At 72.6% G+C, this 23,988-nt stretch carries 18 protein-coding genes; 9 read left to right on the top strand and 9 right to left on the bottom strand.

Going from position 1 to position 23,988, the window contains the following annotated elements; translation table 11 throughout:
• Positions 1-48: 48 nt before the first annotated feature.
• A complete protein-coding gene (locus MFF61_RS06790) occupies positions 49-1,125 on the top strand; it encodes an alanine racemase (RefSeq protein ID WP_238234322.1) in 1,077 nt (358 codons plus the stop codon).
• 4 nt (positions 1,126-1,129) lie between these two features.
• On the opposite strand, the gene MFF61_RS06785 is transcribed toward MFF61_RS06790, so the two are convergent.
• From MFF61_RS06785 to MFF61_RS06775, 3 genes are all read right to left on the bottom strand, one after another.
• Positions 1,130-2,668, bottom strand: coding sequence for an outer membrane beta-barrel protein (locus MFF61_RS06785; protein WP_238234321.1), 1,539 nt, complete (start codon positions 2,666-2,668; stop codon positions 1,130-1,132).
• Between the two features lie 170 nt (positions 2,669-2,838).
• Positions 2,839-4,974 carry a glucans biosynthesis glucosyltransferase MdoH gene (mdoH, locus tag MFF61_RS06780; protein WP_238234320.1) on the bottom strand — a complete coding sequence of 712 codons (2,136 nt, stop codon included), beginning with the start codon at positions 4,972-4,974 and terminating at the stop codon, positions 2,839-2,841.
• Positions 4,950-6,605 carry an OpgD/OpgG family glucan biosynthesis protein gene (locus tag MFF61_RS06775; RefSeq protein ID WP_238234319.1) on the bottom strand — a complete coding sequence of 552 codons (1,656 nt, stop codon included), beginning with the start codon at positions 6,603-6,605 and terminating at the stop codon, positions 4,950-4,952. Before MFF61_RS06775 ends, mdoH begins: the two co-directional genes overlap by 25 nt.
• A 176-nt stretch (positions 6,606-6,781) precedes the next feature.
• On the opposite strand from MFF61_RS06775, the gene glmU reads away from it, so the two are divergent.
• A complete protein-coding gene (gene glmU / locus MFF61_RS06770) occupies positions 6,782-8,125 on the top strand; it encodes a bifunctional UDP-N-acetylglucosamine diphosphorylase/glucosamine-1-phosphate N-acetyltransferase GlmU (protein ID WP_238234318.1) in 1,344 nt (447 codons plus the stop codon).
• Positions 8,126-8,346: 221 nt separating this feature from the next.
• Positions 8,347-10,173 (top strand): glutamine--fructose-6-phosphate transaminase (isomerizing), encoded by a 1,827-nt coding sequence (gene glmS / locus MFF61_RS06765; RefSeq protein ID WP_238234317.1) that lies wholly within the window; start codon positions 8,347-8,349, stop codon positions 10,171-10,173.
• On the opposite strand, the gene MFF61_RS06760 is transcribed toward glmS, so the two are convergent.
• Entirely contained in the window at positions 10,160-10,789 is a 630-nt protein-coding gene (locus MFF61_RS06760; RefSeq protein ID WP_238234316.1) for a GNAT family N-acetyltransferase, read from the bottom strand. The genes glmS and MFF61_RS06760 overlap by 14 nt on opposite strands.
• Before the next feature lie 158 nt (positions 10,790-10,947).
• Between MFF61_RS06760 and MFF61_RS06755 the strand changes: the two genes are divergently transcribed.
• From MFF61_RS06755 to MFF61_RS06735, 5 genes are all read left to right on the top strand, one after another.
• On the top strand, positions 10,948-11,835 hold the full coding sequence (locus tag MFF61_RS06755) for an alpha/beta fold hydrolase (RefSeq protein ID WP_238234315.1): 888 nt from the start codon (positions 10,948-10,950) through the stop codon (positions 11,833-11,835).
• Positions 11,836-11,969: 134 nt separating this feature from the next.
• The gene (locus MFF61_RS06750; protein WP_238234314.1) at positions 11,970-13,025 is read left to right on the top strand and encodes a lysylphosphatidylglycerol synthase domain-containing protein; all 1,056 of its coding nucleotides are present in this window, start codon (positions 11,970-11,972) and stop codon (positions 13,023-13,025) included.
• A gap of 3 nt (positions 13,026-13,028) precedes the next feature.
• Positions 13,029-13,904 carry a class I SAM-dependent methyltransferase gene (locus MFF61_RS06745; RefSeq protein ID WP_238234313.1) on the top strand — a complete coding sequence of 292 codons (876 nt, stop codon included), beginning with the start codon at positions 13,029-13,031 and terminating at the stop codon, positions 13,902-13,904.
• A gap of 134 nt (positions 13,905-14,038) precedes the next feature.
• Complete coding sequence (locus tag MFF61_RS06740) at positions 14,039-14,467, top strand: RusA family crossover junction endodeoxyribonuclease (protein WP_238234312.1); 429 nt, start codon at positions 14,039-14,041, stop codon at positions 14,465-14,467.
• Positions 14,467-15,114, top strand: coding sequence for a hypothetical protein (locus MFF61_RS06735; RefSeq protein ID WP_238234311.1), 648 nt, complete (start codon positions 14,467-14,469; stop codon positions 15,112-15,114). The genes MFF61_RS06740 and MFF61_RS06735 overlap by 1 nt, the downstream gene beginning before the upstream one ends.
• Before the next feature lie 9 nt (positions 15,115-15,123).
• Here MFF61_RS06735 and MFF61_RS06730 read toward each other — a convergent pair whose 3' ends face one another.
• The 3 genes from MFF61_RS06730 to MFF61_RS06720 form a co-directional block, all read right to left on the bottom strand.
• Positions 15,124-16,197, bottom strand: coding sequence for an SDR family oxidoreductase (locus MFF61_RS06730; RefSeq protein ID WP_238234310.1), 1,074 nt, complete (start codon positions 16,195-16,197; stop codon positions 15,124-15,126).
• Positions 16,198-16,360: 163 nt separating this feature from the next.
• Entirely contained in the window at positions 16,361-17,050 is a 690-nt protein-coding gene (locus MFF61_RS06725; protein WP_238234309.1) for a formylglycine-generating enzyme family protein, read from the bottom strand.
• Positions 17,050-18,171 carry an aldo/keto reductase gene (locus tag MFF61_RS06720; RefSeq protein ID WP_238234308.1) on the bottom strand — a complete coding sequence of 374 codons (1,122 nt, stop codon included), beginning with the start codon at positions 18,169-18,171 and terminating at the stop codon, positions 17,050-17,052. The genes MFF61_RS06725 and MFF61_RS06720 overlap by 1 nt, the downstream gene beginning before the upstream one ends.
• 171 nt (positions 18,172-18,342) lie before the next feature.
• Between MFF61_RS06720 and MFF61_RS06715 the strand changes: the two genes are divergently transcribed.
• Positions 18,343-19,200 (top strand): helix-turn-helix transcriptional regulator, encoded by an 858-nt coding sequence (locus tag MFF61_RS06715; protein ID WP_238234307.1) that lies wholly within the window; start codon positions 18,343-18,345, stop codon positions 19,198-19,200.
• 497 nt (positions 19,201-19,697) lie between these two features.
• Here the strand turns inward: MFF61_RS06715 and MFF61_RS06710 are convergent, their stop codons facing one another.
• A complete protein-coding gene (locus tag MFF61_RS06710; protein WP_238234306.1) occupies positions 19,698-22,796 on the bottom strand; it encodes an efflux RND transporter permease subunit in 3,099 nt (1,032 codons plus the stop codon).
• Complete coding sequence (locus MFF61_RS06705; protein WP_238234305.1) at positions 22,793-23,953, bottom strand: efflux RND transporter periplasmic adaptor subunit; 1,161 nt, start codon at positions 23,951-23,953, stop codon at positions 22,793-22,795. Before MFF61_RS06705 ends, MFF61_RS06710 begins: the two co-directional genes overlap by 4 nt.
• Between the last annotated feature and the right edge of the window lie 35 nt (positions 23,954-23,988).

Here is a 23,988-nt window from a genome sequence, read left to right as displayed (position 1 = left end):
CGGCGAACCGCACCCGGTCTGCCGAGACGACGATGCCGAGGAGGCCCCATGACCACGCTTGCCGAAGAGGTCGTCCGCACCTTCGGGTCGCCCTCCCTGATGATCGACCTCGACCGGGTGGACCGCAACATCGCCCGGCTCCAGGCCGCCTGCGAGGCGGCGGGCCTCGCCAACCGCCCGCACATCAAGACCCACAAGAGCCCCGACCTCGCGCGGCGCCAGCGCGAGGCCGGCGCGCGCGGCCTCACCTGCCAGACCCTCGGCGAGGCCGAGGTGATGGCGCAGGCCGGCCTCACCGACATCCTGATCAGCTACAACCTGCTGGGCGCGGACAAGCTCGGGCGCCTCACCGGCCTCCTGCGCCGCACGGCACTGACCGTGAGCTCGGACCATCCCGCCGTGGTGGTGGGCCTCGCGGAGGCGGCGCAGGCGGCCGGGCGGGTGCTCGACGTGGTGGTTGAGTGCGACACGGGCCGCGGCCGTGCCGGGGTCGCGACCCCCGGCGAGGCGGTGGCGCTGGCGCGCCTCATCGCCGACGCCCCCTCGCTGCGCTTCGCCGGCGTCCTGCTCTATCCGCCGGAGGACGGCACGGCGGCGACCCAGGCCTTCCTCGACGCCGCGCAGGAGGGCCTGCGCGGGGAAGGGCTCGCCGCCGGCATCGTCTCCACCGGCGGAACCCCGAACCTGCGCCATCTCGGCGAGGTCCGGGGCGCCACCGAGCACCGCTCCGGCACCTCGATCTTCAACGACCGCATGATGGTGGCCTGCGGGGCCGCCACCCTGGACGATTGCGCCCTCGAGGTGGTGACGACCGTGGTGAGCCGCGCCACGCCGACGCGCGGCGTGCTGGATGCGGGCTCCAAGACCCTCACGGCCGATCCCGGCGGCGGGCTCGACGGCTACGGGCTGATCCGGGAATACCCGCAGGCCCGCATCCACAAGCTCGCCGAGGAGCACGGCTTCCTCGATCTCTCGGGCGTGGCGGCCGGGCCGGAGGTCGGCACGGTGGTGCGGGTGGTGCCCAACCACGTCTGCGTCGTCGTGAACATGGCCGACCGGCTGGTGGCGACGCGCGGCGGGCGGATCGTCGGCGAGATCCCGGTCGCCGCCCGCGGGCGGCGCTGAGGGATCAGGGATTGACCCGCACGCCGAACAGGAAGGTGTCCGAATCGTAGGACGAGCGGGTGGCGGTGCTGCGCAGGTTCTCGTGCGTGTAGCTCGCCCGCAGCCCGAGCCAGCGGTTCAGCCGGTAGTCGATCTTGATCCCGGCCGCGTAGCCGTCCTCCTGGATGCGCACGCCCTGGTAGTCGTTGGTGAACACCGAGCCGAGCAGCGTCAGCCGCAGGTTGCGCCGCAGGTCGTGCGTCACTTCGAGGAGCGCGGCTTGGGTCAGGATCCCGCTCGCGCCCACCACCACCGTCTCGACCACGCCGGTGCTCGCGCCGAGCCGGACCGTGGTGAGGGGCGTGGCCGCCCAGATCAGCGCCCCGTCGAGAACCGGGCCGGTCACGTCCCGCAGCCGCCGGTCGGCGTAGGTGCGGCGCAGCCAGCCGCCCGAGACCTCGCCGGTGAGGATCCGGCTCAGCTCGAAGGTGCTGCCCGCCCGGAGCGTCAGCCCGTCCGAATCGCGGCGGTAGCCGTTGAAGTCCACCGCGAAGTCGTGGACGCGGGTATCCACGAGCGCATCCACGAAGGGCGTCAGGCCGGGCCTGATCTCGTAGCCGGTGCGCAGGCGCAGCCCGTAGGTGTTGGCGTTGCGGTCCCCCTGCGGGATTACCGTCCCGTCGGTGCGCACCGCGTCGTCGAAGCTCTGCCGGTCCACGAGGCCGCGCAACGAGACCTGGAGGCGGTTGAAATCCTGCACCACGCCGACGGTGCCGCCGTAGGCGGCCACGATCGGGCGCTCGCGCAGCGACAGGGCGTTGAGGTCCGGGCTGCCGACGCGCTGGGTGGTGACGAGGTAGCGTCCCTCGATCTCGATCCGCGTGTCGCGGGCGGCATCGAGGCGCAGGCGCAGCGCGCCGTCGCCGTCCGGCCGGTTGGCGGTGCGGTTGTCCGGATAGGTGTTGTAGGCGCCGCGCAACTCGCCCGAGAGCGCGTGCGCCGACCAGTCGCTCTGGAGCCGCAGCTCGCCCTCGCTGCGCAGGACCGCCGAGGCCTTGGGGACGAACGCCCGGTCCGGGTTGGTGTCGTAGCCGACGCTCTGCTGGAAGGCCGGGAAGAACGTGATGCTGCCGACCTCGACCCCGAGCGGCGCGTAGGGGTCGGTCGGATCGATCCGCCGGCGCAGGAGCGGGACGGCCGCCACCGGATCCGGCACCCCCGTCACCGGCACCTGCACGATCGGGCGCACCCGCAGGTCCTCGGAGGGCACCTGCGTCACCGCCCGCACCACCGCCCTGGCGGGCGGGCGCGAGGGTCGCCGGGGCGGCTCTCGGCGGCGCTCGCCCGCGCTCGCGGCCCTGGCGGTGACGGCCGGGTTGGCGGAGCCGCGCAGGCCCGCCTCGCCGAGAGGGTTCGGCAACCCGGCGGACGGTGCGGGGAGGGGAACGGGATCCGGCGCACGGCCGGGGACGGGCTGAGCCGGGGCCGGCTCGGCCAGGGCGAGGCAGGCGGCGAGCGCGAGGCCGAGCGCGGCCGGGCGCCGGGCCGCCGATTGGTCCTGCACCCTGCCCCTCGGCCGCTTGTCCACCACGGGCCTCCGCCTGCGCCGGACCTGCCGCCGCAGGGCACCGGTGTCCACGAGGGCGGAATGCGGCCGGACGGCGCCGGTCCCGTGTCCCGCCTCGGGCCTCGGAGTAAACCGTTAGGGTTAGCGGTGGCTTAACGGGCCGGGCGTCAGGCCGGCAGGCGCGCCGCCCGGTCGACCAGCGCGGCATCGTGCAGGAGGGCCATGCGCTCCTTGGGGCTGAGCCACGCGGCCGCCTCCGCGGCGGTCTCGGCCTCCGCGAGCTTCGCCTGCGCCAGCACCCGCTCCGCGTCGACGCTGCCGCGACGGCGCGGGGGGGAGGCGGGCAGCATCGCCACGTGCGCGCGCCGCAGGGCCGCGTCGGCCTGGATGGCGCCGAGGGCGTCGGCGTCGTCGAAGCCCCGGGCGGCGTTCTCGGCCTGGAGTGCGGCGGCGCGCAGCGCCACCGCGGGCGGCTCGCGCTCCTCGGGCGTCATCAGCAGGCCGAGCCGCTTGAGGGCGAGCCCGTAGGTGAGCTGTCCGCTCGCCCAGGAGATCGGGATGGCCAGCACGAGGCCCAGGATCGTCGGCGACATCCACAGGAACAGCGAGGTCGCGATCGCGAAGGCGGCGATGCCGGAGACGAGCCCGAGGATCGTGTGCCAGCGGTGGCGGCGCACGATGTCGCGGAACGGGATCGAGCCGTCGTCGCGCCGCTGCGGGTTCCAGCCCGTGTCGCGTCCGAGCAGGATCTGCACCACCGAGCCGGACTGGATCAGCATGGCGATCGGGGCGATCAGGGCCGAGAGCAGGGTCTCGATCAGCGCCGAGAGCACGAGCCGGATCGCGCCGCCGCTCGCCCGGCGCACCGCGCGGTCGAGGAGCGCCAGCACGAGGCCGAACAGCTTCGGGGCGAGCAGGATGCCCATGGTGAGCCCGAACAGCTGCAGCGCGCGCTCGGGGTCGAAGCGCGGCCAGACCGGGTAGAGGCGGAACTCGCTCGGGAAGTATTCGGGCCGGATGTAGGCGGTCTGGAGGGCGAGCGCGACGCCGACCACCAACTGCGCGGCCCAGAGCGGCGAGGCGACGTAGCCGGCGATGCCGGTGGCGAAGTGCTGGCGCGAGGGCAGCTTGAGGCCCGCCGTGCCGATGAGGCGGGCGTGCTGCAGGTTGCCCTGCGCCCAGCGCCGGTCGCGCACCGCGATGTCGATGAGCGAGGGCGGGCTCTCCTCGTAGGAACCGGGCAGGTCTGGGAGCATGGTGACGCTCCAGCCCGCTCGCCGGATCAGGGCCGCCTCGACGAAATCGTGGCTCAGCACGTGCCCCCCGAAGGGCGGCTTGCCGGGCAGGTCCGGCAGCCCGCAATGCGCCGCGAAGGCTCGGGTGCGGATGATCGCGTTGTGGCCCCAGTAATTGCCGTCCCGCCCCGACCACAGCGACAGGCCGGTGGCGATCACCGGCCCGTAGATGCGCGCGGCGAATTGCTGGACGCGCGCGAACAGCGTGTTGCGGTTGATGATCAGGGGCAGCGACTGGATGATCCCGGCATCCGGGTCGGCCTGCATGGCGGCGGCGAGGCGCACGACGCAATCCCCGCTCATCAGGCTGTCGGCGTCGAGCACCAGCATACGGTCGTAGTGCCCGCCCCAGCGGCTGACGAAGTCGGCGATGTTGCCGGCCTTGCGGTGGTGGTTCTTGGGCCGGTGGCGGTAGTAGAGCCGCGCCCCGTCCCCGAGCTTATGGCGCAGGGCCAGGAAGGCGCGCTCCTCGGCGATCCAGGCATCGGCCTGGGTCGAATCCGACAGGACCCAGTAGTCGAACTGCGCCCCCTGGCCGGTCACCTCGATCGACTCGCGGATCGCCTCCACGGCCGCGAAGGTGCGCGCCGTGGCCTCGTTGTAGACCGGCATCACCACGGCGGTGCGGGTGGTCAGCGGCCCCGGCGCCGGATCGGGGCCGCGGCGGCGCAGCAGCGCCGCGAAGCCGAGCAGCGCCGAGGTGAAGGCGAGCGCGATCCACGAGAAGTTGAGGGTGAAGAGCAGCAGCAGCAGCCATTGCAGCGCCGTGGTGCTGCCGGCCACCGACACGACCTCGTACATCTGCACGGCGCCGTAGGCGGTGAGCAGGCCTGCGCCACCGAACACGAACAGCCGCGCGAGCGTCGGCGTCGGGTGCGCGGCCGGCCGGTGCCCGTCGGCCTCCGACCAGCGGGAGAGATCCTGCACCGGCATGGCGAGCGGCGCCTCGGGCGGCACCGCCGGCACGATGGTCGGCGCGGGCGTCACAGGGTCCAACGATAGAGCCATGTCTCACTGACCGGTTGGTCGCCGTTCTTGATGGTCAGGCGCAGTTCGCACGCGGTCTCGCCGCCGGGATCGAGCTCGAAGACGGCCCGCACCGTCTTGCGCTCCGGATAGAGGTAGAGGACGGGCTTGAATTGCGGATCGCGCCGGGGCTGGGGCGCATCGGGTTTGGCATCCGGCTTGGGCTGCACGATCGCGCCGGGCGAGGCCGAGACCGCGATCCGCAGCGCCTCGGGGGCGATGCCGGGCTGGAAGGGCGCCTCGCCGGTGAAGTCCACCAGGAAGAGCCGCCGCTTGCCCGCGCTGCCCTTGCCGATCCGCGTGCTGGAGCAGAGGGCGAGCGGCGGCGCGCCGGGCACGGTCCAGCACCAGAACTGCCGGTAGCTGAAGGCCGTCTCCTGGGTGATCGGCTCCTTCGGCCGCCAATAGGCCAGGATGTTCTCGTTGACCTCGGATTCGCTCGGGATCTCGATGAGCTGCACCGCCCCCGCCCCCCACGGCCGCTGCTCGCGGCCCGGCCCCCAGGTGCTGAACGGCTCGATCCACAGGCTCGGGCGCTTCTCCCAGCGCTGCACGTCGTCCTGGAACCCCGCGTAGCCGCGCTCGCGCTGCACGAGGCCGAACCCCTTCGGATCCTGGTCGAGGAAGGCGGAGATCTGCAGCGTCTCGGGGTTCTGCACCGGCCGCCAGATCGCCTCGCCCCAGCCGTTGCGGATCTGCAGCCCGTCGATCTCGTGGGCGGCGGCCCGGGCATCGTCGACGCCGCGCCGGTCGGCCGAGCCGAACAGGTAGGCGCCCGTCATGCCGCCGATCCCGACATGCTCCAGGGGCGTGCGCGGGCACAGCGTCGCCTCGATATCGACCAGCGTGGCGTCGCCGGGCCGCAGCGTCATGTGCAGCGCCGCCGTCGCCGAGTCGGAATCGACGAGCGCGTGCATGACGATCTGCCCGCTGCCCGGCGCGGGCCGCTCCAGCCAGAAGGCGCGGAAGAGCGGAAACTCCTCGCCCTTGGCCTCGGCCGGGCGCAGCGTCAGCGCCCGCGCGGTGACCCCGTAGCTCTGGCCGGCCGCGAGGGCCCGGAAGAACGAGGCGCCCTGGAAGATCGCGCAATCGGCCGGCGCCCCGCCGCCGAAGCTCGCGTAGAGCCGGAAGCCGGAGAAGCCGAGGTCGCGCCCCTCCTCGGGGGGCGTCGTCTTGCCGAACGTGAACTGGGCGCGGTCGTAGGCGATGCGGCGCACCACCCCGTCCTCCACCGTGTGGAGCGCCACCGGGTTGCGGAACAGGAAGCCCCGGTGCAGCGGCTCGACCACGAAGCCGCGGCCCTGGTCGCGCCACACCAGAAGCTCGGGCTTGGGCCGGATCGCGACGTATTGCTCGTAGGTGAGGTCGCCGAAGGGGGCCGGGAGGTCGGTAGGCGGGGCCGCGAAGGGCTTGCGCGCGAGCGCCCGGGCGATCTCCACCACCTGGGCCGGATCGAACCGCTCGCCGTCCGCCAGCGTCGGCACCGGCGGATCCTGCGCGCGGGCGGCGCCCGCCAGGATCAGGCCCGTGCCGGCGAGCGTCAGCACCGCGCGACGGTCGAACTCGCCTCCTGGGGTGGTCGGCCGGGGCGGGGCGGGGCGGCGTCGCGTCATGCGCTCGGGTCTGGCTCGGAATCGAAGGGGCTCGCGGGCCGTGTACCACGTCGCGGCCTGAACCGGGGGTTAAAGAAGCGAGAAGGCGCCCGGGCGTTGCGGCGCTGCCGCGCTCCGCGTTTGCCGCGCGCGCCGATTCGGCTAGACCGTGAGCGCCCAGCCGGACGAGGAGCCCGATGCCCGTGACCGCCACACCCCCCCGCTCGCTCCTCGCCGTCGTGCTCGCAGCCGGCAAGGGCACGCGGATGCGCTCGGACCTGCCGAAGGTGCTGCATCCGCTCGCGGGCCGGCCGATGCTCGCCCACGTGCTCGCCAGCGTGCGGGAGGCCGGCGCGACCGACATCGCCGTGGTGGTGGAGCCCGGCCGCGCCGACGTGGCCGCCGCGATCGAGGCTGCGGCGCCGGGCGCGCGCGTCTTCCCGCAGGCCGAGCGGCTCGGCACCGCGCATGCGGTCCTGGCGGCCCGGCCCGCCCTGGAGGCCGGTGCCGACGACGTGGTGATCGCCTTCGGCGACACGCCCCTGATCCGCCCCGAGACCCTGGCGCGGCTGCGCGCGCCGCTGGCCGAGGGCGCGGCGGTGGCGGTGCTGGCCTTCGAGGCGGCGGATCCGACCGGCTACGGCCGGGTGCTCGCCGAGGGCGAGCGCGTGGTGGCGATCCGCGAGGAGAAGGATGCGAGTCCCGACGAGCGCCGCGTGCGCCTGAGCAATGCCGGGCTGATGGCGCTCTCGGGGGCGCTGGCCCTCGACCTCCTGGGCCGGATCGGCAACGACAATGCCGCCGGCGAGTACTACCTGCCCGACGCGGTGGCGCTCGCGGTGGCGGATGGCCGCCGGGTCGCGGTGGTGCCGGTGGAGGAGGCGGAGGCGCAGGGCGTCAACGACCGGGTGCAGCTCGCCGCCGCCGAGGCCGCGATCCAGGCCCGGCTGCGCCGCGAGGCCATGCTGGCCGGCGCGACCCTGATCGCGCCCGAGACCGTCTTCCTCAGCCACGACACGCGGCTCGGCCGCGACGTGGTGGTGGAGCCGCACGTGGTGTTCGGCCCCGGCGTCGTGGTGGGTGATGCCTGCGTCATCCACGCCTTCTCGCATCTGGAGAAGGCCGAGCTCGCGCCGGGCGTGCAGGTCGGCCCCTACGCGCGGCTGCGGCCCGGCGCCCGGCTGGCGGAGGGCGCGCGGATCGGCAACTTCGTCGAGGTGAAGAACGCCGCGATCGGCGCGGGCGCCAAGGTGAACCACCTCTCCTATGTCGGCGATGCCGAGGTCGGCGCCCGCGCCAACCTCGGGGCCGGCACCATCACCTGCAACTACGACGGCGTGAACAAGCACCGCACGGTGATCGGGGAGGGGGCCTTCATCGGCTCGAATTCGGCGCTCGTGGCGCCCGTCGCGGTGGGGGCGGGGGCCTATGTGGGGTCGGGCTCGGTGATCACCGACGACGTGCCGCCGGAGGCGCTCGCGCTCGGCCGGGCGCGGCAGGCGGTGAAGCCCGGCTGGGCGCGCGGCAAAGGGAAGGCCTGAGCCGGGCGGAGCGCCCGGACCGGCCCGTAGCGCGCGCGAATGCCGCAGCGCCTCGGCCGCGTGGCGCCCTCGCGATGGCGGGCTGGCGGAGCCGCAGGGCGGCCGGCTAGACTGTCGTGCTCGGGAACCAGATGGCCGGCCCGGCGCTTGCGCCGGCCGGGGAATGAAGGCGGGGAGCGTGCCGGAATGGGACGCCGCCGTCCAAAGGCGAGGCGGTCAGCATGTGCGGCATCGTTGGGATCGTGGGTCGGAACGCCGTGGCGGGACAGGTGATCGACGCCCTGCGGCGGCTCGAATACCGCGGCTACGACTCGGCGGGGATCGCGACCCTGGAGGACGGCCGCCTGGAGCGCCGCCGCGCCGAGGGCAAGCTGTCGAACCTCCAGCTCAAGCTGGTCCAGAGCCCGCTCTCGGGCGCCATCGGCATCGGCCACACCCGCTGGGCCACCCACGGCCGGCCCAACGAGACCAACGCCCACCCGCATGCCACTCCGCGCCTCGCCGTGGTCCACAACGGCATCATCGAGAATTTCCGCGAGCTGAAGGCCGAGCTGCAGGCGCAGGGCTGCGTCTTCGAGACCGAGACCGACACCGAGGTCGTCGCCCAGCTCGTCAGCCGCGGCATGGACCAGCAGTTGAGCCCCCGCGAGGCCGTGGCGGCCGCCCTGCCGCGCCTTCGCGGCGCCTTCGCGCTCGCCTTCCTGTTCGCGGGCGAGGAGGACTTCCTGATCGGCGCCCGCCACGGCGCCCCCCTCGCCATCGGCTTCGGCGAGGGCGAGACCTATCTCGGCTCGGACGCGCTGGCGCTCGCTCCGTTCACCGACGAGATCACCTACCTGGAAGAGGGCGACTGGACCGTCCTCACCCGCGCGGGCGCCGAGATCCGCGACCAGGCGGGAACGCTCGTCGCGCGGCCGCGCCAGCGGATCGCCACCCAATCCTTCCTGGTCGACAAGGGCAATTACCGCCACTTCATGGCCAAGGAGATCCACGAACAGCCCGAGGTGGTGGGGCGCACCCTCGCCCATTACGTCGATCTGGCGAACGGGCGCGTCGCGCTGCCCGAGGCGCTGCCCTTCGACTTCGCCACCCTCTCGCGCCTCTCGATCACCGCCTGCGGCACCGCCTACTACGCCGGGCTCGTGGCCAAGTACTGGTTCGAGAGCCTGGCGCGGCTGCCGGTGGAGATCGACGTCGCCTCCGAGACCCGCTACCGCGAGCCGCCGCTGGAGGCCAACGGCCTGACGCTCGTCATCTCGCAATCGGGCGAGACCGCCGACACCCTGGCCTCGCTGCGCTATGCCAAGGCCCAGGGCCAGCACACGCTGGCGGTGGTCAACGTGCCGACCTCCACGATCGCGCGCGAGGCCTCGGCCGTCGCCCCGACGCTGGCGGGGCCGGAGATCGGGGTGGCCTCCACCAAGGCGTTCTCCTGCCAGCTCACCGTGCTCCTGTGCCTCGCCATCGCGGCGGGACGCGCGCGCGGGACGCTGGACGCGAGCCAGGAGCGCCGCCTCGTCGATGCGCTGATCACGGTGCCGGGGCTGATGGCCGAGGCGGTCAAGCAGGAGGGCGCGATCGAGGGGCTGGCGCGCGAGATCGCCAAGGCGCGCGACGTGCTCTATCTCGGGCGCGGCACCGCCTACCCGATGGCGCTGGAAGGCGCGCTCAAGCTCAAGGAGATCTCCTACATCCACGCCGAGGGCTACGCGGCGGGCGAACTCAAGCACGGCCCGATCGCGCTGATCGACGACGCGGTGCCGGTGATCGTGATCGCGCCGCACGACGCGATCTTCGAGAAGACGGTGTCGAACATGCAGGAGGTGGCGGCGCGCGGGGGCAGGATCGTGCTGATCGGCGATGCGCGCGGGGCGGAGGCCGCGGGGCTCGACACGCTGGCGACGCTGATGATGCCGGACCTCGACCCGGTGGTGGCGCCGATCGTCTACGCGGTGCCGATCCAGCTCCTGGCCTACCACGCCGCCGTCGTGCTGGGCAAAGACGTCGACCAGCCGCGCAACCTCGCCAAATCCGTCACCGTGGAGTGAGGGCGGCGCGGTCCGCGAGGAGCGGGACGTGCGGCGCCGCCGAGCGGGGCAGGGTTCCGTCGAGGCGGGGATCGGGCACCACCTCGACGGCGCGCGCGAAGGCGCGGAAGCCGGATCGCTCGTAGAAGGCGACCGCGCCGGGATGGTCGAAGGTGCAGGTGTGCACCCACAGCCGCGCGATCGGGCGGCGCCATGCGCGCGCCTGCGCCTCGGCCATCAGCCGCCGCCCGGTGCCCCGGCCGACCGCCTCCGGCACCAGCCCGAAGAAGGCGATCTCGGCCTCGCCGGGCACGCGCCAGTCGAGTTCGAGCAGTCCGACATCCGTCCCGTCCTGGTCGAGCGCGTAGGCCTCGACGTCGGGATGGTTCAGGATCGACCCGAGCGCCGCGTCGCCGAGCCTTGCCCGGCTGAACCACAGCCACGGCGCGCCGACCCGCGCGTAGAGCGCCCGGTAGCGGGGCAGGTCGGCGTCGATGCGCACGAGCGGGAGCGGCGCGACCGGCCGGTCCGGCGGCGCGTGCATCTCCAGGGAGGTGACGACGGCCGCCACGTGCGTCGCGGGGATCAGCGTCAGCCCGTCGGGAGCGAGGGCGGGGGAGGCGGAGGTCTGGGTCATGGCGCCTCGTGGTGGCGTGGTGTCGCGTCGACCGCAAGCTCTGCTCAAGCCGGACGGGTGCATTGTGTTCATCCGGCATGTGACGGAAAGTCAGCGGGCACGAGCTTGGCCGCCGACCGGGTACGGGTGCGAGCGTGCGGAAGCCTCGGAGCGGAGCGATGACGCGGCAGGTTGAACAGGGCGGCGGCCGGTTTCCCGTGGCGACCGGCGCGGAGGCGCGGGTCACCGCGGCGATGCTCGGCCGGCCCGGCGGTCCCGCGCTCGAATGGATCGAGGCGCAGCCCGCCGGGCAGCCGCGCGGCGCGCCGCTCCTCTTCGTGCACGGGGCCTTCGGGGCGGCGTGGATCTGGCAGGAGGTCTTCCTGCCCCACCTCGCCCGGCGCGGCCGGCGGGCCGCGGCCTTCTCGCTGCGCGGCCACGGGCGCAGCCAGGGCGGCCGGGCGCTCCGGTCGGCGTCGCTCACCGACTACCTCGACGACCTGCGCCTCGCGGCCGGCCAGTGGGCCGAGCCGCCGGTCGTCATCGGACACTCGCTGGGCGCCCTTCTCGCCCAGCGGCTGATCGGGCAGGTGCCGATGCGCGCGCTCGTCCTGCTCGCGCCGCTGCCGCCGGACGGGCTCACGCTCGTGGGCACCCGCATCGCGCTCACCGATCCGGGCTTCTGGTTCGAGGCCCTGGCCGGATCGCTCCTGCCCGGTCGCGAACCGGCGGTGGCGCTGTCGCGGCACTGGCTGTTCTCGGAGGGGCTGCCGCTCGACCGGGCGCAGCGCTACGCCGCCCGGATGTCGGCCGAGAGCCCGGTCGCGCTGGCCGAGGCGCATTGGCCGGTGCTGCCGCTCTCGGCGGCCTTCGCGGGCCTGCCGGCCTTCGTCATCGGCGGCGCGCTCGACCGCATGATCTGGCCGGCGACGACGTGGCGCACCGCCCTCTATCACGGCGCCGAGCACCGCACCGTGCCGGACATCGCCCATTTCCTGCAGCTCGACTTCGGGGCCGAGGGTGTGGCCCGCCTCATGCTCGACTGGCTCGACGAGCGCGGCCTGTGAATCGGCGGCACGAAAGCGTCATGATCGCGTGAAAGGAGAGGCGCCATCCGGCGGGACGTCCGCGCGACGTTCTTGCGGCCGGAAGCGCGCTCGGGCAGAAGCGCGCCGACCACGAAGGTGCGGCAGGGATCGTCATGAAGAAACTTCGCGAGTTCATCTGGCCGATCATCGGCCTCGCGGCCGTCGTGGTCTCGGTCTACCTGCTCTGGCACCAGCTCGAAGGCCTCTCCTTCGCCGATCTCGAAGCGAGCCTCGCGGCGATCCCGGCCCACCGCTACGCGCTGGCCGCCCTCTCGACCCTGGTCGCCTACGCGGCGCTCGCCTGGTACGACCGCATCGCGCTGATCCATCTCGGCGTGAAGGGCATCTCCTGGCTCTTCGTGTCGGTCTGCTCCTTCACCACCTACGCGCTCTCGCACAACATCGGCGCCTCGGTGTTCTCGGGCGCGATGGTGCGCTACCGCGCCTACACGTCGAAGGGCCTCTCGGCGGCGCAGGTCGCGGTGCTGGTCGCGCTGTGCTCCTTCACCTTCGGTCTCGGCACCATGCTGCTCGGCGGCATCGTGCTGACGCTCCAGCCCGACCTGCTCTCGCGCCTCGAAGGCAAGCTGCCGGCGCTCCTCACCAACCCGGCGACCGCCCGCATCCTCGGCGGGGCGCTGCTCGCCTTCGTGGCCCTCTACGTCATCGGCTCGATCCTGCACCTCAAGCCGATGACCATCCGCTCGTTCAAGCTCGAATACCCGCGCCCGCAGGTGATGCTGCGCCAGCTCGTCGCCGCGCCGCTCGAACTGCTGGGCGCGGCCGGCATCATCTACTTCGCGCTGCCGGAGGTCGGGAATCCGGGCTTCGTCGTGGTGCTGGCGGTGTTCCTGGCCTCCTTCTCCGCTGCGCTGGTCTCGCACGCGCCGGGCGGGCTGGGCGTGTTCGAGGTCATCTTCATCACGGCGATGCCGGACCTGCCGAAGGTCGACGTGCTCGCCGCCCTGCTGATCTTCCGCCTGTTCTACCTGCTCATCCCCTTCGCGGTGGCGATCGTGGTGGTGCTGCTGTTCGAGCGCGGACGCCTCGCGGCGGCGATCCGCGGCCGCGCCGAAGTGCCACCGACCGTGCCCCCGGTCGTGCCGGCGCCCCCCGTCGACGGCCCCGGCCTCAAGCCCGACCTTGAGCCGGTGAGCAAGGCGGGCTGAGCCTTGTCCGGCCGGGCGCGGCTGCGCCGGGCGCACCTCCACCTGCGCACGCTCCTGGGCCTGCCGGCCGGGGGGTTCTTCATTCCCTATCGGCACGCGGCCGCCGCGCGGCCGCTTCCCTATCCGGCTCTCCGCCCGCTCTTCGCCGCGGCGGAAGCCGAGTTCCGTGCGGTCCTCGACGCGATCCAGGCCCACGCCCCCGACCTTGCCCGCATCGCGGCAGGTGGGCCCGGCCTCGTCGGCGCGGTCCCGCCGCGCTTCGGACAGGACTGGTTCCCCCGCCTCGACGCGGCCGCCGCCTACGCGCTGGTGCGCCGCCACCGCCCGCGGCGCATCCTGGAGGTCGGCTCCGGCCACTCGACCCGCTTCCTGGCCCAGGCGGTCGCGGATGGCGGCCTGCCGACCCGCATCACCTGCATCGACCCGAACCCCCGCGCGCGCCTCGACGGCTTGCCGTGCGTGCGCCATCACCCCCGCCTGTTCGGTCCGGAGGACGCCGAGGCCGCCGCCGCGCTCGAACCCGGCGACGTGCTGTTCGTCGATTCGAGCCACGTGGCGATGCCCGGCAGCGACGTCGACCGCCTGCTCCTCGACGTGCTGCCGCGGCTCGCCCCGGGCGTCCTCGTGCACCTGCACGACATCTTCCTGCCCGACGCCTATCCGGCCGCCTGGACCTGGCGCGGCTACAACGAGCAGGTCGCGGTCGGCGCGCTGCTGCAGGGCGGCGCCTACGCGCTCCTGTTCGCGAGCCGCTACGTCGCGACCGCGACCGACGGGCTGGACGGTTCTGCGTTGGCTCGGCTGCCGCTCCCGGACGGGGCCTGGGAGACCAGCCTGTGGCTGGTCAAGCACCACGAGCCCGGTCGCGCTCCGGTTTGACGAGATGCCTGCACACGAGCGGATCGATGGAGGGCAGTTCAGGCCGCCCTGAACGGCTCGATTGCCTAAGGTAAGTCGCGATGGCACCCTGCCGTGAGGCCGAGCGTTTCGCTCAGCAGGGGATGCATCGGATCGTGTCAGTCCAGGACACCCTCTACCCTCTGGAATTCTTCATTGCCGCGACGCCGATATCGCTTCAGGCGAGCGGCCGGTCGCGGGAGCGCTGGAAGACCATGGTCAGGGATGCAGCCCGCGATCGAATCCACGAGACGGATGGCCTCGGCTTTCTCGATCATCGTCCGGTCTCCTTGACAATTTACTATTTCCCTGAGGCGGTCATGCAGGGCGATATCGATAATATCGTGAAACCCATCATGGATGCGCTGATCCATATCGCATATATGAGCGATCAGGCCGTCGAACGCGTCCTCGTGCAGAAATTCGAGCCCGAGTCGGACTCGGCGATCGTGGAGCCGAGTGCGCAGCTTCTCGCGGTCCTGGCGGTGGTGAAGCCGGTCGTCTATGTCCGCGTAGATGATGATCTCAGCTGGCGGAGGCTGTGATGACATCCATCCTTCAGGAGGCCGAGACCCGGTTCATCGACAGCCTGCGGGCGCGCTACGAGGCGGATGGCTTCACCTTCACGGCACATCCCGACCGCGGAGATCTGCCCGATTTTCTGGGTGGTTACCGGCCCGACGCGCTGGCGCGCAAGTCGGGCCAGAACATCGTGATCGAGGTCAAGGGGCGGTCAGGCTTGGCGGACCCGCGCCTTCAAGAGATCCGCCGGTTGTTCGACGGGCGGCCCGACTGGCGCCTGCACGTCGCCGTCATGGGGACCGATCCATTGGCATCGGTTGCGATTGCCGGTGTCGAGCCCGCGGCGATCCGCGCCGCCGTCAAGGAGGCTGACGCGCTCCTGGCGCAGGGCCATCGCCGTGCCGCGTTCATTCTGGCTTGGTCGTTCCTTGAAGCGGCGCTGCGCGCGCGCGGTCGTGCGGAGGTGGGCCGAGCACTCTCTCCGGGCTCCGTCATCCAGAGCCTCGCCATGAACGGCCTCATCGAGGCCGACCGGGAGCGCCGATTGCGCGACTTGATCGATCTGCGGAATCGGATCGTTCACGGCGACGTCGAGGCCGACCCGACCACCGATGAGGTCGAACTCGTCCTGCGGACCATCGACCTGGTGCTGGAGGCCGAGGAGACCTGACGATACCGCTCACTGGGCCGGATCGGGGATGACCCGCTCGTCCCGCAGCCGGGCGAAGAGATCGAAGAAGGCGTCGTCGGTGGGCTGGTAATCGAGGAAGCCGAGCCGGCGGCTCTTGCTCATGTCGGTGACCACCTCGATCGGGCGGCCGAGATCCGCGTCCGTGTGCCAGGCCGAGGCGAGGCGCCCGAGATCCGCCTCGACGAGACCGTGTCGGCGGGCGATCTCCGCCCAGGCGGGGGCCGCGTCGGCGAGCTGCCGTTCCAGGGGCGCCGGCGCCTCCGGGAAGGGCGCCGGCTCCAGGCCGAACCAGCCCGCGAGCCGCCCCCACATCCAGTTCCACCGGAAGACGTCGCCGTCGACGACGTTGAAGGCTTGGTTGCGCGCCGCCGGCGTCGTGGCGGCCCAGGCGAGATGGCGCGCCAGCAGGCGGGCGTCGGTCATGTCGGTGAGCCCCTCCCATTGCGCGCGCGAGCCCGGGAACACGAACGGGCGCCCGGTCTCGCGGCAGAGCGTGGCGTAGACGGCGAGCGTCACGCCCATGTTCATGGCATTGCCGAGCGCGTAGCCGATGATGGTGTGGGGCCGATGCACGCTCCAGCCGAAGCCGTCGCGGTCGGCCGCGGCGAAGACCTCATCCTCCTGCGCGTAGTAGAAGTTCTCGACGTCGAGGCGCGGCTGTTCCTCACGGAACGGCGTGGGCGGCAGGCTGCCCTTCCCGTAGGCCTCGAAGGGGCCGAGATAATGCTTGAGCCCGGTGACCAGCGCGACATGGCGCAGGCTGCCGCCCGGAGACAGCGCGTCGAGCAGGTTGCGCACCATCGCGCCGTTGACCCGGATGTTCTCCGCCTCGGTGGGCTGGCGCAGCCACGTGGTGATGAAGACGTGGCTCGGCCGCAGCGCGGCCAGCGCATCCCGCAGGGTGCCCGCCTCGGTGAGATCGGCCGCCACCGGGTGCACGCCCGGCAGGGCGGTCGGCCGGCGCGCGAGGCCGTGGACCGTCCAGCCCTCCGCCACGAGGTGGCGGGCGAGCGTGTTGCCCACGATGCCGCTGACGCCGGCCACGAGCGCTGACCGTTCCATGCCTGTCTCTCCTGCCCGAGGGTGGTGCCTGGACCGTCGCGACGGCCCCGGCTGCCGGCCGGCCCCGGCCGGCGGCGGACGATCCCGCTGCCCTTGGGCTCGCAACGAACCGCGCCCGGGAAGGATCCCGGCCGGCCCGGCGATCAGGGGCGCGCGGATGACGTCACGGATGCGCGCAGCGGAAGCCGATATAGACCGCGTGAAAGGCGGCCTCCTTCCATTGCAGACCGTCGCGGCGGGTCTGCGCCGCGCCATACCACCACGAGCCGCCGGCCGTGAGGGCCTCGCCGCCGCGGCGGTCGGCGAGCCATTCCCAGACATTGCCGCCCATGTGGTGCAGGCCGTTCACCCCGGGGCGCCCGCTCCCCACGGGGGCGTGTCGGCGCGCGCCGGCCTCGGCGATGTGCAGGCCCTCGGGGGTGTCGCCGACGGGGTAGGGGTAGGTGCGGCCGCGCGCGAAGCCGTCGGTCGGGGTGGGCCGCGCCTCCGTGTAGGCGGCCGCGCGCCATTCCTCGGCGGTCGGCAGGCGCCCGCCCGCGGCCTCGCAGTACGCGCGCGCCTCCGCCCAGGTGACGTGGACGGCCGGCTCGTCGGGAGCCGCCGGCACGCCGTAGGGGGCGCGCACGTGCCAGCCCGGGCGGCGCTGCCAGCCCCCGGCATAGTCGTGCCCGTAGCCGTCGCGCTCCGCCGCGGTGCGCAGGCCAGTGCGGTCCGCGAAGGCCGCGAAGGCGGCCACCGTGACCTCCGTGCGGTCCAGGGCGACCGGGCCGGCCGGCGGTTCGCCGGCCCAAGCGGGTCCGGCGGCGCTCAGCCACGCCAGCGCGACGGCGCGCCCCAGGGGGCTCCCGCGCATCAGCTCTGCCGCTGGCGCACGGCCGCCTGCGAGCGGCGGATCACGCCCTGATACATCGCCTGCTTGTCGGGGTAATAGGGCAGGCGCGCCGCCGTCGCGAAGCCCGGCAGGGTCTCGACGTGCCGCAGCATCCGGGCGCGCATCGCCGCGTCGGGAAGCGGTCCCCGCAGGGCGCCGACATTCTCGGCCGCGTGATCGGGATTCGCCGTGGCGCACAGCACCGTCGTCACCGCCGGGTGCCCCATCACCCACTTGAGGAAGAACTGCGCCCAATTCTGCGCGCCGATCTCCCGGGCGAAGTCCGGCAGCGGCGCGTCACCCACGGCCTTGTGCAGGCGGCCCTTGTCGAGCGGCATGTTGATGAGCACGCCCATGCCCCGCTCGGCCGCCGCCTTCAGGATGCGGTTCTCGGCGCTGCGGTTGAGCATCGAGTAGTTGACCTGCACGAAGTCGACGCCGCCGCGCTCGATCCAGGTGGCCAGCACGTCGTGGTACTCGTTCTGATGATGTGTCACGCCGACGAGGCGGGTGCGCCCCTCCTTCTTCCAGGCCTGCAGGATCGGCACCACCACCTCGACGTTCACGAGGCTGTGGCATTGCAGCAGGTCGAAGCGCTCGCGCCACAGCCGCGTCTGCGACTGCTCGAAGCTGCGCAGCGCGTGGCTCTCGTCGGCGAGGTACTCGCCGGTGGACCAGATCTTGTTGGCGAGGAAGACCTCGTCGGTCTGGCGCCGGACGCTGAGGAAGTCGCCGATGCTGACCTCCCCGGTGCCATAGAGCGGCGAAGTGTCGACCACGCGCACGCCCGCGTCGAGATAGGTGTCGGCGACCGCGCGCAGGTGGTCGCGGTTCTTGCCCGGCAGGAGGTCGAAGGTGAGGTAGGTGCCGAGACCGAGCAGCGGCAGCGTCTCGCCGGTCTTGCCCACCGTGCGGGTGTTGACCGGGCCGGCGGCCGGCGCGGCGGCGGTCTGCGCCACCGCGGCGCCCGTGCCCGCCAGCGCCGCGGCGGACAGGCCGACGGCGGCGGCCATGACGTCGCGCCGGCTCGCCGGCAGGGCGGATTCGGGATTGGGCTTCACGGTCCGGCTCGTCACGTCCTGGTTCGTCACGTCTCGACTCATGGGGGCGTCTCCGGCTGTCGCGGTCGCGTCGGTTCACCGCCACATAGGGCCTGTGGCGCAGAAGAGCGCGCCCGTTCCTGACGTGGACGTGCCGATCCTGACCCTTTCGTGCCCGGTATTTGACCGGATCGGCACCCGCTGACACTCTGCCTCGACAGGATGTCCCCATCCATGAACTCCGCCGACCGCGACCGCCTCTATCCGGGCCGCGTCACGCCGCCCCCCGACGACTGGCGCAGCTTCGCCTGGGACGGCGGCCTGTTCCAGGCGGCGGCGCGGCCCTACACGGCGGCGGTGGAGGGCACGATCCTGTCCGCCGCGCCGATCCTGATGACGACGCTGCGCGGCGGGGCCGAGCGGCACGAGATGGCGAACGCGGACGGGCGGCGCTACGACGGCCCCGACCGGCCGGGCGCGGTCTCGTTCCTGCCGGCGGGCTGCGCGCGCAGCCTGCGCCTGCGCGGGGTGGCCTGGCACTGGGCCTCGCTGACGCTGGCGCCGGGAGCCGCCGCGTCGGTGCCGTCCTTCTGCTGCGTCGAGGACCCGGTCCTGCACGGCCTGCTGGCAGAACTCGACCGGCTGCACCGCCGCGACGGCGCCCTCGACGGCACCTATTGCGACACGGTCTCGGCGCTGCTGGGAGCCTATCTGGCCCGCCGGTTCGGCGCAGCGGGCGTGCCGCCCGAGCGCCCGCTGCGGCTCACCGCCCGGCAGATGCGCCGCATCGCCGAACACGTGGAGGAGCACCTGGGCGGGCCGATCCGGATCGGCGCGCTCGCGGCCCTGGCGGGGCTGTCCGAGGGCTATTTCCACCGTGCCTTCCGGGCGACGACCGGGGAGACGCCGCTCGCCTACGTCACGCGGCGCCGCGTGGCCCGTGCGGTCGATCTGCTGCGCGCGGGCGACCTGCCGATCGCCGTGATCGCGCTCGAGGTGGGCTTCGCCAGCCCCACGGCGTTCGCCCGCAGCTTCCGGTCGATCGTCGGCGCCGCGCCTTCCGCCTACCGGCGCCGCCTGGATCTCCCGTAGCGGACGCGCCGCACCGTGGTCGCGTCCGGTCGCCGCCAGGTCCGCTCGACGTGAGGGGATACCCGCCGGCTCGCCGTCGGAGATGAGCCCTGCGCGACCGGTCCCGCCCAGGACGGTGTCGTTGCCGCCCTGCCCGAAGACCTGGATCATACCAACGGTCATGACCCATGACCGTTGTGCCGCTCTCGACGTGGCGCCAAGCCCTCGGCTTCAAGCCCTTAGCTTCAAGTCCTTGGCTTCAAGCCCTCGGCTTGAATTCGACACGGCGAGATGGCTCGACGGCCCCTTCGATCCCGGGCAAGCCCGGGATCGAGATCGATGCGTCGGCATCCCGGGCCGATGGTATCGGTCGAGGCAGGCTGAATCCTGCGCGCACGCGGGATCGTCTTCCGTGATCCGGATCATGCTGCCGATGCCGGGCGGAGATCGGCGGCAGGGGATCGATGCGCGTTGCCGAACAGGTGCAGCGGCCCGAAGAGCCGCTCGGGGCTGGACGATCAGGCCGTCGGCAGGTCCCGCATTGGCCGCGCGCGCGACGCGAGCCACTGGCTCAGGCGCTCCATGTACAGGTAGACGACCGGCGTCGTGAACAGCGTGAGCACCTGCGACACGAGCAGGCCGCCGACGATGGCGTAGCCCAGCGGCTGGCGGATCTCCGCGCCCGTGCCGGTCCCGAGCATCAGCGGCACGCCGCCGAGGAGCGCGCAGAGCGTCGTCATCAGGATCGGCCGGAAGCGCAGCAGGCAGGCGTCGTGGATCGCCTGCTCGGGCGGGGCGTGGCCCTGGCGCTGCGCCGCGATCGCCACGTCGACGAGCATGATGCCGTTCTTCTTGACGATGCCGATGAGCAGGATGAGGCCGATGATCCCGATCAGGTCGAGGGGCCGGCCGACCAGCATCAGCGTCGCCAGCGCGCCCAGCCCCGCCGAGCGCAGCGTCGACAGGATGGTGATCGGGTGGATGGTGCTCTCGTAGAGCATGCCGAGGATGACGTAGACGGCGAACAGGGCCGCCAGGATCAGCGGCGGCGTGCTCGACAGCGACGCCTGGAAGGCCTGCGCGTTGCCCTGGAAGCCCGTCGCGATGGAGCCCGGCAGGTGCAGCGCCGCGGTCGCCCGCTGCACCGCGGCCACCGCCGCGCCGATCGTGGCGCCCGGCGCTAGGTTGAAGCTCAGGGTCACCGAGGGGAACTGGCCCTGGTGGTTGACCGCCGCCGGGGCGACGCCCGGCACGAGCCGCGCGATCTGGCTGATCGGCACCGCCGTGTTGCTCTGCGACCAGACGTAGATCCGATCCAGCGCGCCGGGGCCGAGCTGATAGGCGGGGTCGACCTCCAGGATCGCGTAGTACTGGTTGAGCGCCGTGTAGATCCGCGCCACGTGGCGCTGGCCGAACGCATCGTAGAGGGTGTCGTCGACGAGGGCCGGGTCGATCCCGAGGCGCGCGGCGGCGGCGCGGTCGATCTCGATCGTGAGCGTGCGCGCCGCCGATTGCTGGTCGCTCGCGACGCCGGTCAGTTCCGGCAACGTCTTCAGCGCCGCCAGAACCTTCGGCGCGGTGAGGTTCAGCTCGTCGCGGTTCACGCCGGTCAGCGTGTACTGGTACTGCGTCTTCGACAGGCGGCCGCCGATCGTGATGTCCTGTGCGGCCTGCATGAAGAGCGTGATGCCCTGGACCTGCTGGAGGACCTTCGAGAGCCGGGCGATGACCTCGTCGGCGGTGACGTCCCGCTCGCCCTTCGGCTTCAGCGTGAGGAAGACGCGCCCGTTGTTCTCCGTGACGGTCGCTCCGCCCGGGCCGATGAAGCCGACCGCCGTGGCGACGGCCGGGTCGCGGGCGGCGAGGGCCAGGATCGCCTGCTGACGCTGGCGCATGCCCGCGGGCGAGACGTCCTGCGCGGCCTCGCTGATGCCGACGATCAGGCCGGTATCCTGCTGCGGGACGAAGCCCTTCGGAATCATCACGAACAGGAGCCCGGTGAGCGCCAGCGTGGCGAAGAAGGTCAGGAGCGTCACGAGGCGGTGGCGCAGCACGACGTTCAGGGCCCGCCCGTAGGCCTCGGTCAGGGCGGTGAGGCCGCGTTCGAGCAGCCGGGAGACCCGCCCCGGGGCGGCCTCGTGGGCCGGGAGCAGCCGCGCGCCGAGCATCGGGGTCAGCGTCAGCGACACCACCACCGAGACGAGGATCGACACCGCCACGGTGACGGCGAACTCGCGAAACAGGAGGCCGACGACGCCGCCCATCAGAAAGAGCGGGATGAACACCGCGACGAGCGAGATCGAGATCGACAGGATGGTGAAGCCGATCTCGCGGGACCCGTCGAGGGCGGCCTGCATCGGCGTCGCGCCCTCCTCGATGTGGCGCACGATGGTCTCGACCATCACGATAGCGTCGTCGACCACGAAGCCGATCGCGATGGTCAGGGCCATGAGCGACAGGTTGTCGAGCGAGTAGCCGAGGGCCTGCATCACCGCGAAGGTGCCCACGAGCGAGATCGGCACCGCGATGGCCGGGATGGCGGTCGCCCACAGCCGGCGCAGGAACAGGGCGATCACCCCGACCACGAGGGCGATGGTGAGGAGGAGCGTGAACTTCACGTCCTCCAGGCTCGCCTGGATCGTCTGCGTGCGGTCGGAGACGACCTCGACCCGGATGCCGGGCGGCAGGGCGGCCTGCAGCTGCGGCAGGGCCGCCCTGATCGCCGCCACCGTGGCGACGACGTTGGCGCCCGGCTGGCGCTGGACGCTGAGCAGCACGGCGGGCTTGTCGTTCAGCCAGCCGGCGAGCGTGGTGTCCTGCGGGGCCTTGACCACCCGGCCGATGTCGCGGACGCGGATCGGCGCGCCGTTGCGGTAGGCGATGATCCCCTCCGCGAAGCCCTCGGCGGTGGTCAGCTGGTCGTTGGTCTGGAGGGCGATCGCCTGCTGGCGGCCGTAGAGCTGGCCCTTGGGCTGGAGCACCGTCAGGTTGGCGAGCGCCGTGCGGACGGTCTCGAAATCGAGGTTCTGGGCGGCGAGCTGCGCGGGGTTGACCTGGATGCGCAGGGCCGGGCTCTGCAGGCCGCCGACCCCGACGAGGCCGACGCCCGGGACCTGCGAGATCTTCTGGGCCAGGATCGAGTTCGCGTAGTCGCTCACCGTCATGATCGGCAGCACGTCCGAGGTGAGCGCGATGAGAAGGATCGGCGTGTCGGCCGGGTTGGTCTTGCGGTAGGTCGGCGGGCTGAGGAGGGCGGCCGGGAGCTGGCCCTGAGTGGCGTTGATCGCCGCCTGCACGTCGCCCGCCGCGGAATCGATGGTGCGGCTGCGGTCGAACTGCAGGGTGATCTGGGTGAAGCCGGTGCCGCTGCTCGACGTCATCTGGGTGAGGCCGGGGATCTGGCCGAGCTGGCGCTCGAGCTGGGTGGCGACCGAGGAGGCGACCGTGTTCGGATCGGCGCCCGGAAGCTGGGCGGTCACCTGGATGGTCGGCGAGTCGATGTTCGGCAGCGCCGCGACGGGAAGCTGCGTGTAGCTGATCGCCCCCAGCACCACGATCGCCAGCATCAGGAGCGCGGTGGCGATCGGACGCGTGATGAAGGGAGCCGAGAGGCTCATGGCAGCATCCCCGCGCTCGCCGTGGTGGTGTTCGGAACGGCCGAGGCCGGCGCGTCAACCACCGCCGTGCCTGGCGTGAGCCGGTACTGGCCCTGCACTACCACGATCTCGCCGGCCTTCAGGCCGGACGCGATCAGGACCGTGCCGCGCTGGCGTTGCGCGACCTGGACGGGCTGGAGCGAGACCGTCCGATCCGCACCGACCACGAACACGTACGGACCGTGGTCGTTCTGCTGCACGGCATCGGCCGGGACGGTCAGCGCGTCGCGCACGGTCTGGGTCGTCACCGCCACGTTGACGAAGGTGCCCGGCCAGAGCTGCCTGTCCGCGTTCGGGAAGGTCGCCTTGAGCTGCACCGTGCCGGTATTGGCGTCCGCTTGGTTGTTGATGAGGAGCAGCGTACCGGTGTCGAGCGGCCGCGTCCCGGACGGGTCGTAGGCGACCGCCTGCACCGGCCCGCGCGCCAGGGCCGCCTGCACGGCCGCGATCTCGGCGGCGGGCAGGGTGAAGACGACGCTGATCGGCTGGACCTGTGTCAGCACCACGATCCCGGTGGCGTCGGTCGGGCGGATGATGTTGCCCGGATCGATCAGGCGCAGGCCCGTGACGCCGTCGAAGGGCGCGCGCAGGGTCGCGAAGTCGAGCTGCGTCCGGGCGAGGTCGATTGCGGCTTGGTCGGCCTTCAGGCTGCTCTGCGTCTGCGCGACCTGGGCGCGCTCGCCGGTGACCCGCTCGTCGGTGGCGAAGCCGCGCTGCAGGAGCGGTTCGTCGCGCCCGAGATTCGTCTGCTGGTTGGCCAGAAGCGCTTGGTCGCGCGCCAGCTGGGCCTGGGCCTGATCGAGCTGCGCCTGGAAGACGCGCGGGTCGATCCGCGCCAGCACGTCGCCGCGCCTGACCGCCTGTCCCTCGGTGAAGTCGACGCTCTCCAGAATGCCCGTGACCTGGCTGCGGATGGCGGCGGTGTTGAGGGCCTGGACCGTTCCGATCCCGGTGAGGACGAGCGGGACGTCGTGCTGCGCGACGCTCCCCGTGACGACCGGGACGGGCGCAGGGGAGGCGGCCTCCCGGGTCGGCACCGGGCCGGTGCGGCCGTGCAGGCCGAAGCCGACCGCGCCGAGCGCTGCGAGAGCCAGGGCGGTGGTCAGCCAGCGTCTCATCGGCGATCGCCCTCCTGAAGCGCGCAGGTCTGACC

The sequence above is a fragment of the Methylobacterium isbiliense genome (assembly GCF_022179325.1).
GTDB lineage: Bacteria > Pseudomonadota > Alphaproteobacteria > Rhizobiales > Beijerinckiaceae > Methylobacterium > Methylobacterium isbiliense.
Note: the sequence above shows the minus strand (reverse complement) of the source record. Positions and strands in the feature narration are given on the sequence as shown.

Bases quoted from the DNA above. Each gene is read 5' to 3' on its own strand.
- MFF61_RS06790 (WP_238234322.1), top strand. From the start codon at position 49: ATGACCACGCTTGCCGAAGAGGTCGTCCGCACCTTCGGGTCGCCCTCC.
- glmU (WP_238234318.1), top strand. From the start codon at position 6,782: ATGCCCGTGACCGCCACACCCCCCCGCTCGCTCCTCGCCGTCGTGCTC.
- mdoH (WP_238234320.1), bottom strand. From the start codon at position 4,974: ATGGCTCTATCGTTGGACCCTGTGACGCCCGCGCCGACCATCGTGCCG.
- MFF61_RS06715 (WP_238234307.1), top strand. From the start codon at position 18,343: ATGAACTCCGCCGACCGCGACCGCCTCTATCCGGGCCGCGTCACGCCG.
- MFF61_RS06730 (WP_238234310.1), bottom strand. From the start codon at position 16,197: ATGGAACGGTCAGCGCTCGTGGCCGGCGTCAGCGGCATCGTGGGCAAC.
- MFF61_RS06750 (WP_238234314.1), top strand. From the start codon at position 11,970: ATGAAGAAACTTCGCGAGTTCATCTGGCCGATCATCGGCCTCGCGGCC.
- MFF61_RS06710 (WP_238234306.1), bottom strand. From the start codon at position 22,796: ATGAGCCTCTCGGCTCCCTTCATCACGCGTCCGATCGCCACCGCGCTC.
- MFF61_RS06705 (WP_238234305.1), bottom strand. From the start codon at position 23,953: ATGAGACGCTGGCTGACCACCGCCCTGGCTCTCGCAGCGCTCGGCGCG.
- MFF61_RS06775 (WP_238234319.1), bottom strand. From the start codon at position 6,605: ATGACGCGACGCCGCCCCGCCCCGCCCCGGCCGACCACCCCAGGAGGC.
- MFF61_RS06720 (WP_238234308.1), bottom strand. From the start codon at position 18,171: ATGAGTCGAGACGTGACGAACCAGGACGTGACGAGCCGGACCGTGAAG.
- MFF61_RS06760 (WP_238234316.1), bottom strand. From the start codon at position 10,789: ATGACCCAGACCTCCGCCTCCCCCGCCCTCGCTCCCGACGGGCTGACG.
- MFF61_RS06735 (WP_238234311.1), top strand. From the start codon at position 14,467: ATGACATCCATCCTTCAGGAGGCCGAGACCCGGTTCATCGACAGCCTG.
- MFF61_RS06755 (WP_238234315.1), top strand. From the start codon at position 10,948: ATGACGCGGCAGGTTGAACAGGGCGGCGGCCGGTTTCCCGTGGCGACC.
- glmS (WP_238234317.1), top strand. From the start codon at position 8,347: ATGTGCGGCATCGTTGGGATCGTGGGTCGGAACGCCGTGGCGGGACAG.
- MFF61_RS06725 (WP_238234309.1), bottom strand. From the start codon at position 17,050: ATGCGCGGGAGCCCCCTGGGGCGCGCCGTCGCGCTGGCGTGGCTGAGC.